The organism is Klebsiella sp. V115_8 (assembly GCF_029967715.1).
GTDB lineage: Bacteria > Pseudomonadota > Gammaproteobacteria > Enterobacterales > Enterobacteriaceae > Klebsiella > Klebsiella quasipneumoniae.
Genome location: NZ_JASCAR010000043.1, coordinates 360,784 through 377,242 on the forward strand (window position 1 = coordinate 360,784; position 16,459 = coordinate 377,242).

A 16,459-nucleotide genomic window follows, 5' to 3' on the forward strand; every position below is an offset into this window, starting at 1 on the left:
TACGGTTCACCGTTTCCGACGGTTCGGTCGCCCGGAAAAGCCGCGTCAGGCGCCGCCTCCGGGAAGCAGCGGGCAATGCAGCATCCGCTTTTCTCCGCGGCTCGCGGCTAATACAAGCCTTACCCCGCCCGGTAATACGGCTTATCGCCAAGGATCGTCGCCCGGTGCATGATCCGCCGCTGCGGCAGATAGTCGGCGTTGGCGTAATGCTGGGTTACCCGGTTATCCCAGATAGCGACATCGTTCGGCTGCCAGCGCCAGCGCACCTGAAACTCCGGTTTGGTGATATGGGCAAACAGGAAGCTCAGCAGCGCCGCGCTCTCTTTCTCGGTCACGTCGACAATCCGCGTGGTAAAGCCTTCGTTAACGAACAGCGCCTGCTTGCCGGTCACCGGGTGGGTACGCACCACCGGGTGCAGCAGCGGCGGATGCTTCGCCACCGCCTCCTGCCAGCGCCGATGCTCGGCTTCCGTGTGGTTGTACTTATACTCCTGGAACGATTTACGGAAATCGTGTTCCGCATGCAGGCCGCTCAGCAGCTGCCGGAAGGGCTCTGATAGCGCTTCCCAGGCGGCGATGCCGCTGGTCCACAGGGTGTCCCCGCCGGTCGTCGGCAGCGCTTTCGCCGCCAGAATAGCGCCGGCGGGCGGCGTGTCGATAAAGGTGACATCGGTATGCCAGTTGTCATTATCCGGCGGATTATCGTTATGGGTATCGAGGACGATAATTTCCTCCACGCCCGGGGCATGAGGGTAGACCGGATGGATATGCAGGTCGCCAAACCGCAGCGCCAGGTCGCGCTGTTGCGCCGGGGTGATATTTTGCTCGCGCAGGAATACCACCTGATGACGCAGCACCGCGTGATACAGCTGTTCAAACTGGTTGTCGCTCAGCGGACGGGTTAAATCCGCCCCGGTCACCTGCGCGCCAATATACGGCCCCAGCGGGGTAATGCTCAGACGTTCACTCATTGTACTTCTCCATGCCAGGGCGTCAGGCGCCGCTGCAGCCCGCGCAGACCCAGTTCCAGTAAAAAGGCGATAATGGCAATCACCGCGATCCCCGCCAGCACCACATCAGTGGCGAGAAACTCGCCGGCGGACTGCACCATAAATCCTAACCCGCGGGTGGCGGCGATCAGCTCAGCGGCCACCAGCGTTGACCAACCGACGCCAAGACCAATGCGCAGCCCGGTGAGGATCTCCGGCAGCGCGCCGGGCAGGATCACCAGCCACAGCACCTGCGCCCGGCTGGCGCCCAGCGAACGGGCGGCGCGAATCCGCACCTGCTGCGCGCTTTTTACCCCCGCCAGCGCCGACATCGCTACCGGGGCGAAAATCGCCAGGTAGATCAGCAGGATCTTCGACGTTTCACCGATGCCAAACCAGATCACCATCAGCGGTAAGTAGGCCAGCGGCGGCACCGGACGATAAAGCTCGATCAGCGGATCGAGGATCCCGCGCACCGTTGAGTTGAGCCCCATGGCGATCCCCACCGGCACGCCGATCAGCACCGCCGCCAGCAGAGCGATAACGATCCGCGTCAGGCTCGCCGCCAGGTGCTGCCAGAGCGTCGCATCCATAAAGCCCTGCGGCCCGGCGATAGTGATAAGCTTCTGCAGCACCTGGCCCGGCGGCGGCAGAAACAGCGGGCTAATCAGCTGCAGCGCCGCGACCGCCCACCAGACGGCCAGCAACACCGCCAGGGTCGCCACGCTGAGGGTGAGCTGACGGGAGAGCGGCCAGCGCCACTTCAGCGTCAGTTGACGCGGTTTGTCGTTCAGTACCACGCTCATGAGAAAGCCTCCCGTTGGTCAAACACCCGGCTCAGAATGTATTCCCGCTGTTCAATAAACCGCGGGTCGGATTTGATGCTGCGGCAGGGTTCGCCCGCGACAAAGCGGCGGCTGAAATCCAGCGGCAGCCGCTCCACCACCCGCCCCGGCCCCGGCGACAGCAGCACCAGCTCGGTCGCCATAAAGATGGCCTCTTCAATGTCATGGGTGATGAGCAGCACCTGTTTGCCGGTCTCATGCCAGAGCGTCAGCAGCAGCGTTTGCATCTGCTCGCGGGTAAAGGCGTCAAGCGCGCCGAAGGGCTCATCCAGCAGCAACAGCTGCGGATTCGCCGCCAGCGCCCGGGCGATGCCCACCCGCTGGCGTTGACCGCCGGACAGCTGCCAGATAAAGCGCTTTTCCGCCCCTTCGAGGCCAACCTTTTTCAGCATCTGCGCCGCCGCTTGCCGCCGCTGCGCTTTATCCACACCCGCCAGCTGCAGCCCCAGCGCCACGTTATCCTGCACATTGCGCCAGGGCAGCAGGCCTTCGTTCTGGAAGACCACGCCGCGCTCTGCGCCCGGCCCGGTCACCCGCTGACCTTCGAGGGTGATGCTGCCGTGCTGATAGGGCACGAATCCGGCAATCAGGTTCAGCAGGGTAGTTTTACCGCAGCCCGAAGGCCCCAGCACCACCAGCAGCTCCCCACTCTCCAGCGTCAGGTTGATATCCGCCAGCGCCGGTTTACCGCCATAGTCGGCGGAAAGATGCGAGATTTGCAGCATCGCCGCCTCCTTTACTTCACGAAACGGTCAGTAACGTACTGACGATAATCGGTTCCCGCCGCGGGCACTTTGCCCTGCTCTTTCAGAAAGCGCGCGGTATCGACGATGGCCTGATTGACCGGCCCGTTCAGCGCCTGCGCCTGCTCAGCGGCGGTCAGGTAGGTGTTCCCCTTCACCAGCCCGGGGACATCGGCTTCCGGCACGCCGCTCAGGCGCGCCAGCTTGCTGATGTTGTCCGGCTGTTTCAGCCATGCCTCCGGGTTGGCGATGTAGGGCTGCTGGGCGTCGATAGCGCTTTTAGCAAACGCTTTGACGATCTCCGGATGCTGCTCGGCGAAGTCCTTACGGACCACCCAGACGTCGAGGGTCGGTGCGCCCCACTCCCCGACCTGCGCGGAATCGGTCAGCACCTTGCCCTCTTTTTCCAGTTCGTTAACCGCTGGCGCCCAGACGTAAGCCCCGTCGATATCCCCGCGCTGCCAGGCGGCGATAATCGCCGGCGGCTGCAGGTTAATAATCTGCACCTGGCCCGGCTTGATGCCCCAGTGTTTGAGCGCCGACAGCAGGCTGTAGTGGGTGGTGGAGATAAACGGCACGGCGATGCGCTTGCCGATCAGATCTTCCGGTTTGGTGATGCTTTTCTTCACCACCAGCGCTTCGGAGTTGCCGAGCTTTGAAGCGAGCAGGAACACTTCAATCGGCACCTGCTGGCTGGCGGCCACCGCCAGCGGGCTGGAGCCGATATTGCCGATCTGCACATCGCCGGAGGCAAGGGCGCGCACCACGCTGGCGCCGCTGTCAAATTTCCGCCAGTCGACGGTCGCCCCGCTGGTTTTGGCGAAGGTGTTGTCCGCCTGGGCGACTTTCGCCGGCTCAGCGGAGGTTTGATACGCCACGGTCACATTGACCGCCTGCGCCTGGAAGGCGGCGACGGCCAGCGCCGCCAGAAGAGTAATTCGCGATGTGAATGCCATAATGTCTGCTTCCCCTGAGTTGTTATAGGTGCAGTATTTCCGGCATCAGGATGGAGATGAAGTAATTAAAAATTCTGGCTAATAGCGAATCGTTTTTAGAACAAAAGCGGGAAAGGATAGTTGATTTTGCGCGGTGGATTGGCGGCAGAGGGTTGGCGCCGGGTGGCGGCTACGCCTTGCCCGGCCTACAGATCGCGCAAGGTGTAGGCCGGGTAAGCGCAGCGCCACCCGGCACAAAACTCAGCGCTTCGCGTTAAGCTCAGCGATATCCTTCGGCGTGGTGCGGCAGCAGCCGCCGATCAGCCTCGCCCCGGCCGCCAGCCACTGCGGCAGATAATCCGTCAGGCTGGCGCAGGCTTCGCCATGATGGTGCCAGGTCTTGCTCACCGCATCATAATGTTCGCCGGAGTTAGGATAGACCACCAGCGGCAGCGCCGTCAGGCTGTGCAGATGCGCCAGCGCCGCGGGCGTATTTTCCAGCGCGATACAGTTGATGCCCACCGCCACCACCTGCGGGTTATCCGCCAGGGCGGCCATCACCTCGCGCAGCGGCGTGCCATCGCTGAGATGTTCGGCGTCGCGCAGCGTGAAGGAGTACCAGGCGCGGGCGCGGGGATACTCCTGCAGCAGGGCTGTCAGGGCCTGGATCTCGGCGAATGACGGCAGGGTTTCACAGGCCAGCAGGTCGGCGCCCGCATCCAGCAGCGCTTCGACGCGCGGGCGGTGGAAGGCCTGGAACTCTGCCGCGCTGCGCTGATAATCGCCGCGATACTCCGAGCCGTCGGCGAGAAAGGCGCCATACGGCCCCACCGAACCGGCGACCAGCAGCGTGCCGGCGTGTGGATTCTCGGCGAGGTACGCCTCGCGCGCTTTGCGCGCCAGCTCGACGCTTTTGCCGATCAGCGCCCGGGACTGCGCATCATCCAGGCCGCGCGCGGCAAAGCCGGCGGGAGTGGCCTGATAGCTGGCGGTGATCGCCACCTGCGCTCCGGCGCGAAAGTAGTCGAGATGCACATCGCGGATCAGCTGCGGGTTCTCCAGCAGCACTTTCGCCGACCACAGGCTGTCAGCCAGATCGCAGCCGCGGGCCTCCAGCTCGGTGGCCATGGCGCCGTCCAGCAGCACAAAAGGCTGGGCGGCAAGCAGGGCGGTAAACGGATTAGTCTGCGACATGTTGTGGCTCCTGAGTCATTTTCCGTGAACGAGTAAGATACCAGGCACCATAGCACAGGGCCACGAAGGGGATCCCGCACCACAGCGCAATTCTCTGGCTCGGGTCAAAAGCGAGGCCCACGCAGGCCACCAGGCACAGCACAAAGCCCAGAATCGGCACCACCGGATACCAGGGGGCGCGATACTGCAGATCGCTCAGCGCCTTACCCTGCTGCAGATGGCGGCGGCGGAACATAAAGTGCGAGGCGCAGATGCTCAACCACACCGCCACCACCGCAAAGCCGGAGATCGCCGACAGCGCCACAAACACCGTATCGGGCGCCACCACGCTGGAGAACAGCGCCAGCACGCCGCCCAGCATACTCACCGACAGCGCGGTCACCGGCACGCCCCGTTTATTGACTTTGGCAAAGCAGGCCGGCAGCGTCTTCTCGTTCGACAGCGACCAGAGCATCCGCCCGGAAGCGTACAGGCCGGAGTTGGCCGCCGAGAGGATCGCCGTCAGGATCACGAAGTTGAAAATATCCGCCGCGTAAGGGATGCCCACCTTTTCAAACACCAGCACGAAGGGGCTTTTCTCCACCCCCGCCTGCTGCATTGGGATCAGCGCCGCCAGCACAAACACGGTGCCGATAAAGAAAATAATCAGCCGGGCGATGGTGGTGCGGATGGCGACCGGAATAACCTTATGCGGGTTTTCCGTCTCTCCGGCGGCAATGCCGATAAGCTCCGTCCCGGAGAAGGCGAAGTTCACCGCCACCATGGTCATCAGGATCGGCAGGCCGCCGTGCGGGAACCAGCCTTCGGCGGTGATATTGTGCAGGCCCGGCGCCGGGGAGCCATCCTGCATCGGAATGATGCCGAAAATGGCCGCGCCGCCGAGAATAATAAACGCGATGATGGTGATCACTTTCACCAGCGAGAACCAGAACTCGCCTTCGGCGAAGAAGCGGGTCGAAATGATGTTAAGACCGAAAATCACCGCGCAGAACACCACGCACCAGATCCAGACCGGCACCTGCGGGAACCAGTACTGCATGCAGAAACCCGCCGCGGTGAAGCTCGAACCCAGCGCCACCGTCCACGTCAGCCAGTAGAGCCACGCCACGGTATAGCCCGTCGCCGGGCCAAGGTAGCGCGCCGCGTAAACATGGAAGGCGCCGGTCTCCGGCATCGCCACCGACAGTTCGCCGAGGCACTGCATCACCAGCCAGACCACCAGGGCGCCAATCAGATACGCCAGCAGCGTTCCGGCCGCGCCGGTGGTGGAGATGATATAGCCGGTATTAAAGAACAGGCCGGTGCCAATCACGCCGCCGAGCGACAGCATGATCAGATGGCGCGTTTTCATGGTGCGCTTCAGTTGCCCACCTTGTTGTTGTGTTGTGCTTTGCATTTTATTTTCTCACGCCAGCCCGCTTGCCCGGGCCATGATGCGTATAAACGTATAGACATCTAAACATCCAAAAGAAGAAGTGTTATACCGTGCCACCGCGGAAAAAGCAAAGCCGCTGCACCAGGTCGCGCGCCGACAGCGTGCAGCCTGCCCCATTTTTGCGCAGCGCCGGTGAGCGCGCCAGGGGCTGGCGCCTCATCGCGGCGGACAACGTTCTGGCACTCTCTTTGCAGCCTGTCGTTCAGAACCTTTCTATCTGGCGAGGCAACACGTATGACAGAGCACACCACCACCTTAAAAAGAACGCTCGGCAGTTTTCGTTTATGGGGGATCGCCGTCGGACTGGTGATATCCGGGGAGTACTTCGGCTGGAGCTACGGCTGGTCGCAGGCGGGCACGATGGGGTTTATGGTCGTCGCCCTGGCGGTCGCCGCCATGTACTGCGCCTTTATTTTCAGCTTTACCGAGCTGACCACCGCCATCCCGCACGCTGGCGGCCCTTTCGCCTACGCCTACCGCGCCTTCGGGCCCACCGGCGGCTTTATCGCCGGTTTTGCCACCCTGATTGAATTCGTCTTCGCCCCGCCGGCCATCGCCATGGCCATCGGCGCCTACCTCAACGTGCAGTTTCCGGCGCTGGATCCGAAGTGGGTCGCCTGCGGCGCTTACGTGATCTTTATGACGCTCAATATCCTCGGCGTCGGCATCGCCGCCACCTTCGAGCTGATCGTCACCCTGCTGGCCATCTTCGAGCTGCTGGTGTTTATGGGCGTGGTCGCCCCCGGCTTCTCCTGGAGCCACTTCACCGCCAACGGCTGGGCGGGCGCGGAAAGCTTTAGCGGCCTGGCGCTACCGGGGATGTTCGCCGCCATTCCGTTCGCTATCTGGTTTTTTCTCGCCATTGAGGGGGCTTCCATGGCCGCCGAAGAGGCAAAAGATCCGCAGCGCACCATTCCGCGCGCCCTGGGCGGCGGCATTCTGACGCTGACGGTGCTGGCGATCGGCGTGATGGTCTTCGCCGGCGGCGTCGGCGACTGGCGCGTGCTGTCCAATATCAACGACCCGCTGCCTCAGGCGATGAAGACGGTGGTGGGCAACGGCAGCGGCTGGCTGCATATGCTGGTGTGGCTGGGGCTGTTTGGCCTCGTCGCCTCCTTCCACGGCATCATTATGGGCTACTCGCGGCAGATCTACTCCCTCGCCCGCGCCGGCTATCTGCCCGCCGGGCTGGCCTCCCTCAACCGCCGCACCCGCACCCCGCATCTGGCGATCCTCGCCGGCGGCGTGGTGGGTATCGCCGCGATCTTCTCCGACTCGCTGATCACCATCAGCGGCATGCCGTTGACCGCCTGCATCGTCACCATGTCGGTATTTGGGGCTATTGTTATGTATATCACTTCCATGGCGGCGCTGTTCAAACTGCGCCGTAGCGAGCCGAAGCTGATCCGTCCGTTCCGCGCGCCTCTCTACCCGCTGGCGCCGGCCTTTGCCCTCGGCATGGCGGTGATCTGCCTGGTGGCGATGGTCTGGTATAACCTGCTGCTGGCGCTGATTTTCGCGGCGATGATGCTCGGCGGCTACCTGTGGTTCCGCAAAACCGCAGCGGCCCGTGAACGGGCGCCAGTGGATCCTCAACTGCGCACGGTCTCCTGAGGAGGCGGCATGTATAAAACCACGCTATCGGGCCAGGTATGGCGCTTTGATAGTCTGAAAACGCTGATGGCGAAAGCGTCGCCGGCCCGCTCCGGCGACGCCCTGGCGGGCGTTATCGCCCACTCGGCCGAAGAGCGGATGGCGGCGAAAATGACCCTCGCCGAGGTGCCGCTGACCGACATTCTCGACAACCCGCTTATCCCCTACGAGCAGGACGAAGTGACCCGCCTGATCCTCGACACCCATGATGCGCAGGGCTTTGCCGCCCTGCGTCACCTGACGGTCGGCGATTTCCGCGACTGGCTGCTGGACGATGCCACCGATACCGCCACGCTGCAGCGGGTCGCCCGCGCTATCACCCCGGAGATGGCGGCGGCGGTAAGCAAGCTGATGCGCAATCAGGATCTGATCCTCGCCGCCAGCAAATGTCAGGTGGTGACGCGCTTTCGCAACACCATCGGCCTGCCCGGCCACCTCAGCGTGCGCCTGCAGCCCAATCATCCCACCGATGACCTGAAAGGCATCGCCGCCAGTATGCTCGACGGACTGCTGTACGGCGCCGGGGATGCGGTGATCGGCATCAACCCGGCCAGCGACAGCTTACCGGTGCTGGCGCAGCTGAACGTGATGCTGGACGATATTATCCAGCGCTTCGCCATTCCCACCCAGTCCTGCATTCTGACCCACGTCACCAATACGCTGCAGCTGATTGAGCGCGGCGCGCCGGTGGATCTGGTGTTTCAGTCGGTGGCGGGAACCGAAGCGGCCAACAGCGGCTTCGGCATCAACCTTGCCATGCTGCAGGAGGCCCGCGAGGCGGCCCTCAGCCTCGGTCGCGGCACCCTCGGCAACAATGTAATGTATTTTGAGACCGGCCAGGGGAGCTGCCTGTCGGCCAACGCCCACCACGGCGTCGACCAGCAGACCTGCGAGGCGCGGGCCTACGCCGTCGCCCGCCACTTTGAACCGCTGCTGGTCAATACGGTGGTCGGCTTTATCGGTCCGGAGTATCTCTACGACGGTAAGCAGATTATTCGCGCCGGGCTGGAGGATCACTTCTGCGGCAAGCTGATGGGTCTGCCGATCGGCTGCGACGTCTGCTATACCAACCACGCGGAAGCGGATCAGGATGATATGGACACCCTGCTGACCCTGCTGTGCGCCGCCGGGCTCACCTTCCTGATCGGCGTGCCAGGGGCGGACGATATCATGCTTAATTACCAGAGCACCTCGTTCCATGACGCGCTCTACGCCCGTCGTCTGCTGGGCTTAAAGCATGCCCCGGAGTTCGCCGACTGGCTGGCGAAGATGCAAATTATCGATCCGCACGGCGCGCTGCGGCTCACCGACGCCCGCCATCCGCTGCTGTCCGTTCTGCCGCAAGGAGCCCCCGTATGAACCGTCCCGACGCCTGGAACCCGCTGCGTGAATTTACCGATGCGCGGATCGCCCTGGGCCGCAGCGGCGCCAGCCTGCCGACCCGCGAAGTCCTTAACTTTGGTCTGGCCCACGCCAGAGCGCGGGACGCCATTCATCAGCCGTTCGCCAGCCAGCAGCTGGTGGCGCCGCTGGCGGCGCTCGGCCTCGACACCCTGACGGTGCACAGCGCCGCGCCGGACCGTCATACCTATCTGCGGCGCCCGGATCTCGGGCGTCAGCTCGCCGACGAGAGTCGCGCCGACCTCGCCGCCAGCGGCGTCCGCCCCGCCGACCTGCTGCTGGTGATCGGCGACGGCCTCTCTTCCTGGGCGGTAGAGCGTCAGGCGGTGCCGTTGATCCGCGCCCTGCTGCCCTGGCTGCAGACGCTGGGGATCGGCCTGGCGCCGGTGGTGCTGGCCCATCAGTCGCGGGTGGCGCTGGGGGATGATATTGGCGAAACCCTGAAAGCCCGCGCGGTGGCGATCCTGATTGGCGAACGACCGGGCCTCTCCTCGCCGGACAGCCTCGGCGTCTACCTCACCTGGCAGCCCCATCGGCAGCGGCTGGAGTCAGAGCGCAACTGTATCTCCAATATTCGCCCGGAAGGGCTGAGCCATGACGCCGCCGCCTTTAAACTGGCCTGGCTGCTGGAGCAGGCTTTTTTACGACGGCTTACCGGCGTGCGCCTGAAAGATGAAAGCGATAATCCGGCGCTGCATGGAAAAATAAAACCATTGACCCCTTTAAAATAATAAGTCACGCGAGCCGAAGAATAGATTTTTAATATTACCTGGCGCACCTGAATATTATATTCGGGTGCGCTGAAATCGCCCGGCGGCGCTTCGCTGGCGCGAGCCTGTGGAAACCGTTCAACCGGTTTATATTGCTTTTTTTCCAGGCCGGATAAGGCGCCAGTCGCCACCTGGGAAAATACGTTCAGCGTATCAAAAGCCGTGTTGTCACCAGCCTTATGCCCTTGCCTGCAGGTAATAAGAATATTGCATGAGTAAAAACGAAACGGACGTTGTAAGGTAATTCAGCGCCTTAAAAATACCCGTCATACTTTAAGTTGCATGTGCGTTGGCTGCGTTCTCTCCCCCCAGTCACTGACTTCTGCAAGCGTCTGGGGACTCGCTCACATGCCGCCTTCATGCGACTCGAATTATTTAGGGTATATATCTCGTTATCTATTCAACATAACAGCCAATAATTCGCCAGATACGCTGGCGAATTATTCCTCAATGTTATGCAGTCATTGATGGTTAAAGATAAATAATCGACCGACGGAGAAATACCAATGAAATCGTTTTCCGGGAAAGCGTCTTTAATGGCCACGCTGGTAGCCGCGCTGGCCGGCGCGAGCAGCGCGCAGGCAGCGGAAATTAAAATCGGGGTGGTATTACCCCTGAGCGGCGCCCTCAGCGGCTATGGTCAGCCGTCGCAGAAAGGGCTGGACATTATTCAGACCATCACCCCGACGTTAAAAAATGGCGATACCATCAAGCTTATCGTTATCGATGATAAAAGCGACAAAGTCGAAGCGGCCAACGCCATGCAGCGGCTGGTCTCCAGCGATAAAGTGGATGCCGTGATCGGGGAAGTCACCTCCTCCAACACCCTGGCGATGACCAAGATCGCCGACGACAGCAAAACGCCGCTGGTCTCTTCCACCGCCACCAACGACCGCGTCACCCGCAACCATCCGTACGTCAGCCGGGTCTGCTTCTCGGACAGCTTCCAGGGGGTGGTCGGGGCCAATCTGGCCTCCCGCGATCTGAAAGCCAAAACCGCCGCCATCGTGTTTGACAGTAGCAACGATTACTCCGTCGGCCTGGCGAAAGCGTTCCGCACCCAGTTCCTGAAAAACGGCGGCACCATTCCCATCGAGGTACAGGCCCCGGGCGGCAGCAAGGACTTTAAAGCCCAGCTGGCGAGCGTCAAGGCGAAGAATGTCGACATGATTTATATGCCGATCTACTACACCGAAGGGGCGCTGATTGCCGTGCAGTCAAAACAGCTGGGGCTCAACAAACCGGTGGTGGGCGGCGACGGTCTGGCCGCGGATCAGGTCTTCTTCGATGTGGGTAAAGACGCGGTCAACGGCTATATGACCACCGATTACTACTCGCCGAACGCCAAAGAGCAGACCCCGGCCGGGGAAACCTTCATCAAAGCCTGGGAAGCCAAATACCAGCAGCCGACCCATACCTGGGGCGCTATGGCGGCGGACGCCTATAACGTTATCGTCAACGCCATGAACCAGTGCAGCGATCCCCACGATCGGGTCTGCGTGAATGAAAAAATCCGCGCCACCAAAGATTTCCAGGGCGTGACCGGCACGCTGACGTTACAGAACGGCGACGCCATTCGCAGCGCGGTCATCAACGAAGTGAAAGATGGCAAGCTGGCGTTTCGTACCGTGGTTAACCCTTAAGTTGTGACGAGGCTACAAAATGGACGGCGCCATTTTTCTCCAGCAAGTGGTCAATGGAATGAGTCTTGGGGGCATGTACGCCCTGATTGCCATCGGTTATACGATGGTTTATGGCGTGCTAAGGCTGATCAACTTCGCCCATGCGGACGTGATGATGGTCGGCGCGTTTAGTACGCTGTTTTTATTTTCTTCGGTTGGGCTACCCTTCGGGGTAGCCGTTTTCCTGACCCTCGGGCTGTGCGGCCTGTTTGGCATGCTGATTGACCGAGTCGCCTATCGTCCGCTGCGCCAGGCCTCGAAAATTTCCATGCTGATCACCGCCATCGGCGTCAGCTTCTTCCTCGAAAACCTGTTTAATGTGCTGTTTGGCGGCAGCTCGCGCTTCTTCTCCGCCCCTGACTTTTTCAACCAGACCCGGGCCTTCGGCAGCGTCATCATTACCAACGTGGCGTGGATTGTGCCGCTGATCACCGTCCTGCTGCTGCTGGCGATCCTCTGGCTGCTGTACCGCACCCGCTATGGAATGGCGATCCGCGCGGTAGCCTTTGACGTCAACACCGTGCGTCTGATGGGCATTGACGCCAACCGGATCATCTCCCTGGTCTTCGCCCTCGGCAGCAGCCTCGCGGCGCTCGGCGGCGTGTTCTACTCCATCAGCTACCCGACGATCGATCCCCTGATGGGCGTGCTTATCGGCCTGAAGGCCTTCGCCGCCGCCGTGCTGGGCGGGATCGGCAGCGTCACCGGCGCGGTGCTGGGCGGCTTTATCCTCGGTTTTACCGAGGTGGTCGCGGTGGCGATCTTCCCCGAACTGGGCGGCTATAAAGACGCTTTCGCCTTCCTGTTCTTGATTCTGGTCCTCTTGTTCCGCCCGGTCGGCATTATGGGCGACGAACGTCTGGAAAGGAGCCGTTTCTGATGCTCAACGCGACGACCACCGCCGGGGCGCAGCTGCGCAACCTGGCCATTATTGTCATCTGTATCGCGCTGCTGGCCGGAATCAACGTGGTTTTCAATGACTACATTGTTCGCGTCATCAGCACCATTTTTATCTTTATGATCCTCGCGGTCAGCTACAACCTGATCAACGGCGTGACCGGCCAGCTGTCGCTGGAGCCGAACGGCTTCGTGGCGGTGGGTGCCTACGTCACCGCCCTGCTGATCCTCTCCAGCGACAGCAAGGTAGACATGTTTGAAATGGCCGCCCCCAGCCCGTGGATCCTCAGCCTGCACGCGGGCTTCCTCCCCGCCCTGCTGATAAGCGGCCTGTGCGCGGCGGCGCTGGCGGTGTGCCTCGCCGTGCCGGTCTTCCGGGTGCGCGGCGACTACCTGGCCATCGTCACCCTCGGCTTCGGGTTTATCATCAAGATCCTCGCCATTAACAACCCGCAAATCACCAACGGCGCCATCGGGCTGAACGATATTCCGCAGCAGCCGCATCTCCTGTTCTGGTGCGGCCTGTTCGCCCTGCTGGCTACCGGCATGATCCTCCAGCTGGTGTGGTCGAAGTATGGCCGGATGATGAAAGCCATTCGCGACGATGAAGATGCGGCGATCGCCATGGGGGTCAACACCTTCCGCATTAAAACCTGCGCCTTCGCCACCAGCGCCTTCTTCGAAGGGATCGGCGGCGGTCTGCTGGCTTCCCTGCTGACCACCATTTCCCCGGGGCTGTTCGACTTTATGCTCACCTTCCAGCTGCTGATTATTATCGTCCTCGGCGGGCTCGGCAGCACCACCGGCGCCCTGCTCGGCACCGTGCTGGTGGTCGGCAGCGGCGAGTGGCTGCGCTTTCTCGACCAGCCGCTGCAGTTCTTCGGTCACGATCTCGGCGCCTATCCGGGCCTGAGAATGGTGGTCTTCTCCCTGCTGCTGCTGATCATCATGCTTTTCGCCCGCGAAGGGCTGCTGGGGAAAAAAGAGATTTGGCAGATGGGAAGAAGGAACAGCAGCTATGGCGGAAAATAAAATCATCCTGCAGGTGCAGGACGTCACCATGCAGTTTGGCGGCCTGCGGGCCATCGACAACGTCAGCTTCCATGTTGATGAAGCGGAGATCTTTGGCCTTATCGGCCCGAACGGCGCGGGCAAAACGACCCTGTTTAACGTCATCACCGCCAACTATAAACCCACCAGCGGCAGCGTCACCCTCGCGGGCACGTCGCTGAAGGGGCTAAAGCCCAACCAGGTGGTGAACGCCGGGATCGCCCGCACCTTCCAGAATATCCGGCTGTTTAACTCGATGACGGTGCTGGAGAACGTGATGGTTGGACTCGACCGCGCCAGCCGCTATTCGCTGCTGGAGGCGGCCCTGCACATTGGCCGCTACTTTCCGGCCGAGCGGGCGGCGAAGGCCAAAGCGATGGCCATTCTGGAAGACATCGGCATCGCCCACTTCGCCCATATGCAGGCCACGAACCTGAGCTATGGCAACCAGCGCAAAGTGGAGATCGCCCGCGCGCTGGCCACCTCGCCGAAGCTGCTGCTGCTCGATGAGCCGGCCGCCGGGATGAACCCAAAGGAGACAGAGGATCTGGCGGAGCTGATCTTCCGCATGCGCCATGACTATCAGCTCAGCGTCCTGTTAATCGAGCACGATATGCCCTTCGTCAACCGTCTGTGCGAACGGGTGATGGTCCTGGAGTATGGTAAGCCATTGTTCAGCGGCCTGATGGCCGAGGCGATCCAGCATCCGGACGTCATTTCCGCTTATCTGGGAGAAGCCAATTATGCTTAACGCCAGAGAACTGAAGGTCTTTTACGGCGTGATCCAGGGGCTGAAAGGCGTCGATATCGATGTTTATGACCGGGAGATCGTCACCCTGATCGGCAGCAATGGCGCCGGTAAAACCTCCACCCTCAATGGGATCGTCAACCTGGTGCGCTCCAGCGGGCGCGTCAGCTTCCTCAACGACGATATCTCGCGCAGCCAGACCCACCAGATCGTACGTCGCGGGCTGGCGCTGGTGCCGGAGGGACGCCGGGTCTTTACCAACCTGACCATCGAAGAGAACCTGCGCATGGGCGCTTACAATAATCTCGCCGGCTACACCCGCCTGCGCGATCGTATGTACGCCCTCTTTCCACGGCTCAAGGAGCGGCGCCATCAGATGGCGGGCACCATGAGCGGCGGCGAGCAGCAGATGCTGGCCATCGCCCGGGCGCTGATGAGCGAGCCGGTGTTATTGATGCTGGATGAACCAAGCCTCGGGCTGGCGCCGAAAATTGTCGGCGAGCTGTTCGGCATCATTAAGCAACTGCGCGAAGAGAATATGACGGTGCTGCTGGTGGAGCAGAATGCGACGGCCGCGCTGGCGATCGCCGATCGGGCGTATGTCCTGGAGAATGGCCGGATCACCTTGTCAGGCGCGGCGCGGGAGATGCTGACTAACCCGGAAATTAAGCGGATGTATCTGGGGGGATAAGGGTGGTTAAAACTGCCTGGGCTGCGGCGGCGCCTCCTGCGATGCCGCAACCTCAGGCAGTCTCTTGCTACACAAAGCACACCTCGTTCCAGTAGGCTTCTCGCGTCCTGCGTCGCTCAGTATGTCTTATCATGACGGAACCACCGGGTTTCCACGTTGCCAATGTCCACGCCGTAGAGGCTGGCCACCGGCAGGATCGCCTCCATGACGCGTTGAGTATCTTGCTGTCCGGCTTCACCGTTGGACAAAAAAGCCAGCCAGCCCGTTAACCGTTGCCACAATGCCACTTTCGTTTTCTCCTCTGTCGGGAAGCGAATCGCCTGGGTCTATTTCAACCACAGTTGGCCGGGCGCGGGAAATATTAATTCCGAATTTGCAATCCTGGCTGGCGCATATTACGCCCGGTCCTGTCACCCTCACCCTCTCTCCGGAGGGAAAGAGGGCCGCCCGGCACTCGTGACTGCGCCGGTAAAACGCTACCAGCGCATAAAGAATACCCACAGGTTTGTTAAGTTCTTTTTCGTTATAGATAAGAATTTTTTCTTCTTTGCCGCCGACGGGGAATGTGTGGGAGCGTGATGTCCACAAAACAAAACAGGGATTCAGGGGAAAAAATATGCGCAACAAAACCACAAAAATCGCACTGGCGCTGGGTATGCTGCTGCTCGCCTCGCAGGCGCAGGCCGACCAGCTGGCTGACATCAAAGCCGCCGGCGTCGTGAAAGTCGCCACCTTTGACGCCAATCCGCCGTTCGGCTCCGTGGACGCCAAAACCCACCATATCGTCGGCTACGACGTCGACTTTGCCCAGGCGCTGGCGAAAGCGCTCGGCGTCAAACTCGAACTGGTGGCCACTAATCCGGCCAACCGTATTCCGCTGCTGCAGTCCGGCAAAGCCGACCTGATCGTCGCCGACATTACCATCACCCCGGAGCGGGCCCAGGTTATTGATTTCTCAACGCCGTATTTCGTCACCGGCCAGCAGTTCCTCGTGCCGGCCGGCTCTCCGGATAAGCTTGATGAGTACAGCAAAGCGCGCATCGGCGCGGTGAAAGGCACCACCGGCGAACAGGCGCTGCACCAGCGTTTCCCGCAGGCTCGCGTCCTCTCCTATGACGATATTCCGCTGGCCCTGACCGCCCTGCGCAACGGCAACGTGCAGGCCATCACCCAGGACAGCACCATCCTTGCCGGTCTGCTGGCGGAAGCGCCGGATAAAGCCAGGTTTAAAATTCTGCCCGACCTGCTCAGCAAAGAAGAGATTGGCGTGGGGGTGAAGAAAGGCGAACCGGCCCTGCTGAAGGCCGTCAACGATGAGCTGGTGAAGCTGGAGAAAACCGGCGAAGCCGCGAAAATTTACGATGTCTGGTTTGGCCCTGCCACTAAAACGCCGCAGCCGCGCGCCTTTACCATAGAAGCGAAATAA

General features: G+C 61.5%; 18 protein-coding genes. 9 read left to right on the forward strand and 9 right to left on the reverse strand.

Features of this window, described 5'->3' with window-relative positions:
- Positions 1-119: 119 nt before the first annotated feature.
- The 7 genes from tauD to QLG03_RS21310 form a co-directional block, all read right to left on the reverse strand.
- The gene (gene tauD, locus QLG03_RS21280; RefSeq protein WP_087849703.1) at positions 120-971 is read right to left on the reverse strand and encodes a taurine dioxygenase; all 852 of its coding nucleotides are present in this window, start codon (positions 969-971) and stop codon (positions 120-122) included.
- Complete coding sequence (gene tauC / locus QLG03_RS21285; protein WP_049013810.1) at positions 968-1,795, reverse strand: taurine ABC transporter permease TauC; 828 nt, start codon at positions 1,793-1,795, stop codon at positions 968-970. Before tauC ends, tauD begins: the two co-directional genes overlap by 4 nt.
- Positions 1,792-2,559, reverse strand: coding sequence for a taurine ABC transporter ATP-binding subunit (gene tauB / locus QLG03_RS21290; RefSeq protein WP_023288561.1), 768 nt, complete (start codon positions 2,557-2,559; stop codon positions 1,792-1,794). Before tauB ends, tauC begins: the two co-directional genes overlap by 4 nt.
- 11 nt (positions 2,560-2,570) lie before the next feature.
- Entirely contained in the window at positions 2,571-3,533 is a 963-nt protein-coding gene (gene tauA / locus QLG03_RS21295; protein WP_004204897.1) for a taurine ABC transporter substrate-binding protein, read from the reverse strand.
- 240 nt (positions 3,534-3,773) lie between these two features.
- Positions 3,774-4,706, reverse strand: coding sequence for a homocysteine S-methyltransferase (mmuM, locus tag QLG03_RS21300; RefSeq protein WP_032453384.1), 933 nt, complete (start codon positions 4,704-4,706; stop codon positions 3,774-3,776).
- Positions 4,693-6,102, reverse strand: coding sequence for an S-methylmethionine permease (mmuP, locus tag QLG03_RS21305; RefSeq protein ID WP_048296817.1), 1,410 nt, complete (start codon positions 6,100-6,102; stop codon positions 4,693-4,695). Before mmuP ends, mmuM begins: the two co-directional genes overlap by 14 nt.
- 82 nt (positions 6,103-6,184) lie before the next feature.
- The gene (locus QLG03_RS21310) at positions 6,185-6,313 is read right to left on the reverse strand and encodes a hypothetical protein (protein ID WP_255988469.1); all 129 of its coding nucleotides are present in this window, start codon (positions 6,311-6,313) and stop codon (positions 6,185-6,187) included.
- A 62-nt stretch (positions 6,314-6,375) separates the two neighbouring features.
- On the opposite strand from QLG03_RS21310, the gene eat reads away from it, so the two are divergent.
- From eat to eutC, 3 genes are read left to right on the forward strand one after another with little or no spacing between them, the layout of a single operon-like run.
- Complete coding sequence (gene eat, locus QLG03_RS21315; RefSeq protein WP_255988471.1) at positions 6,376-7,755, forward strand: ethanolamine permease; 1,380 nt, start codon at positions 6,376-6,378, stop codon at positions 7,753-7,755.
- 9 nt (positions 7,756-7,764) lie between these two features.
- Positions 7,765-9,153: an ethanolamine ammonia-lyase subunit EutB gene (locus tag QLG03_RS21320; protein ID WP_023288556.1), complete on the forward strand. Its 1,389-nt coding sequence runs from the start codon at positions 7,765-7,767 to the stop codon at positions 9,151-9,153.
- Complete coding sequence (eutC, locus tag QLG03_RS21325; RefSeq protein ID WP_023288555.1) at positions 9,150-9,926, forward strand: ethanolamine ammonia-lyase subunit EutC; 777 nt, start codon at positions 9,150-9,152, stop codon at positions 9,924-9,926. Before QLG03_RS21320 ends, eutC begins: the two co-directional genes overlap by 4 nt.
- Before the next feature lie 439 nt (positions 9,927-10,365).
- On the opposite strand, the gene QLG03_RS21330 is transcribed toward eutC, so the two are convergent.
- The gene (locus QLG03_RS21330) at positions 10,366-10,509 is read right to left on the reverse strand and encodes a hypothetical protein (RefSeq protein ID WP_032428606.1); all 144 of its coding nucleotides are present in this window, start codon (positions 10,507-10,509) and stop codon (positions 10,366-10,368) included.
- Between QLG03_RS21330 and QLG03_RS21335 the strand changes: the two genes are divergently transcribed.
- From QLG03_RS21335 to QLG03_RS21355, 5 genes are read left to right on the forward strand one after another with little or no spacing between them, the layout of a single operon-like run.
- On the forward strand, positions 10,502-11,608 hold the full coding sequence (locus tag QLG03_RS21335; protein ID WP_072096492.1) for an ABC transporter substrate-binding protein: 1,107 nt from the start codon (positions 10,502-10,504) through the stop codon (positions 11,606-11,608). The two genes, QLG03_RS21330 and QLG03_RS21335, sit on opposite strands and share 8 nt — an antisense overlap.
- 19 nt (positions 11,609-11,627) lie before the next feature.
- Positions 11,628-12,527, forward strand: a complete 900-nt coding sequence (locus QLG03_RS21340) for a branched-chain amino acid ABC transporter permease (RefSeq protein ID WP_002890128.1) — start codon at positions 11,628-11,630, stop codon at positions 12,525-12,527.
- Positions 12,527-13,576: a branched-chain amino acid ABC transporter permease gene (locus tag QLG03_RS21345; RefSeq protein WP_008805324.1), complete on the forward strand. Its 1,050-nt coding sequence runs from the start codon at positions 12,527-12,529 to the stop codon at positions 13,574-13,576. Before QLG03_RS21340 ends, QLG03_RS21345 begins: the two co-directional genes overlap by 1 nt.
- Positions 13,563-14,345 carry an ABC transporter ATP-binding protein gene (locus QLG03_RS21350; protein WP_032453292.1) on the forward strand — a complete coding sequence of 261 codons (783 nt, stop codon included), beginning with the start codon at positions 13,563-13,565 and terminating at the stop codon, positions 14,343-14,345. The genes QLG03_RS21345 and QLG03_RS21350 overlap by 14 nt, the downstream gene beginning before the upstream one ends.
- On the forward strand, positions 14,338-15,033 hold the full coding sequence (locus QLG03_RS21355) for an ABC transporter ATP-binding protein (protein ID WP_004204908.1): 696 nt from the start codon (positions 14,338-14,340) through the stop codon (positions 15,031-15,033). Before QLG03_RS21350 ends, QLG03_RS21355 begins: the two co-directional genes overlap by 8 nt.
- Positions 15,034-15,149: 116 nt before the next feature.
- Here QLG03_RS21355 and QLG03_RS21360 read toward each other — a convergent pair whose 3' ends face one another.
- Positions 15,150-15,320, reverse strand: coding sequence for a hypothetical protein (locus QLG03_RS21360; protein ID WP_002890108.1), 171 nt, complete (start codon positions 15,318-15,320; stop codon positions 15,150-15,152).
- A gap of 329 nt (positions 15,321-15,649) precedes the next feature.
- Between QLG03_RS21360 and QLG03_RS21365 the strand changes: the two genes are divergently transcribed.
- Positions 15,650-16,459: an ABC transporter substrate-binding protein gene (locus tag QLG03_RS21365; RefSeq protein ID WP_048296814.1), complete on the forward strand. Its 810-nt coding sequence runs from the start codon at positions 15,650-15,652 to the stop codon at positions 16,457-16,459.

What these genes read in the sequence shown, in the direction of transcription:
- tauD (WP_087849703.1), bottom strand. Translation starts at nt 971, where the DNA reads ATGAGTGAACGTCTGAGCATTACCCCGCTGGGGCCGTATATTGGCGCG.
- tauC (WP_049013810.1), bottom strand. Translation starts at nt 1,795, where the DNA reads ATGAGCGTGGTACTGAACGACAAACCGCGTCAACTGACGCTGAAGTGG.
- tauB (WP_023288561.1), bottom strand. Translation starts at nt 2,559, where the DNA reads ATGCTGCAAATCTCGCATCTTTCCGCCGACTATGGCGGTAAACCGGCG.
- tauA (WP_004204897.1), bottom strand. Translation starts at nt 3,533, where the DNA reads ATGGCATTCACATCGCGAATTACTCTTCTGGCGGCGCTGGCCGTCGCC.
- mmuM (WP_032453384.1), bottom strand. Translation starts at nt 4,706, where the DNA reads ATGTCGCAGACTAATCCGTTTACCGCCCTGCTTGCCGCCCAGCCTTTT.
- mmuP (WP_048296817.1), bottom strand. Translation starts at nt 6,102, where the DNA reads ATGCAAAGCACAACACAACAACAAGGTGGGCAACTGAAGCGCACCATG.
- eat (WP_255988471.1), top strand. Translation starts at nt 6,376, where the DNA reads ATGACAGAGCACACCACCACCTTAAAAAGAACGCTCGGCAGTTTTCGT.
- QLG03_RS21320 (WP_023288556.1), top strand. Translation starts at nt 7,765, where the DNA reads ATGTATAAAACCACGCTATCGGGCCAGGTATGGCGCTTTGATAGTCTG.
- eutC (WP_023288555.1), top strand. Translation starts at nt 9,150, where the DNA reads ATGAACCGTCCCGACGCCTGGAACCCGCTGCGTGAATTTACCGATGCG.
- QLG03_RS21335 (WP_072096492.1), top strand. Translation starts at nt 10,502, where the DNA reads ATGGCCACGCTGGTAGCCGCGCTGGCCGGCGCGAGCAGCGCGCAGGCA.
- QLG03_RS21340 (WP_002890128.1), top strand. Translation starts at nt 11,628, where the DNA reads ATGGACGGCGCCATTTTTCTCCAGCAAGTGGTCAATGGAATGAGTCTT.
- QLG03_RS21345 (WP_008805324.1), top strand. Translation starts at nt 12,527, where the DNA reads ATGCTCAACGCGACGACCACCGCCGGGGCGCAGCTGCGCAACCTGGCC.
- QLG03_RS21350 (WP_032453292.1), top strand. Translation starts at nt 13,563, where the DNA reads ATGGCGGAAAATAAAATCATCCTGCAGGTGCAGGACGTCACCATGCAG.
- QLG03_RS21355 (WP_004204908.1), top strand. Translation starts at nt 14,338, where the DNA reads ATGCTTAACGCCAGAGAACTGAAGGTCTTTTACGGCGTGATCCAGGGG.
- QLG03_RS21365 (WP_048296814.1), top strand. Translation starts at nt 15,650, where the DNA reads ATGCGCAACAAAACCACAAAAATCGCACTGGCGCTGGGTATGCTGCTG.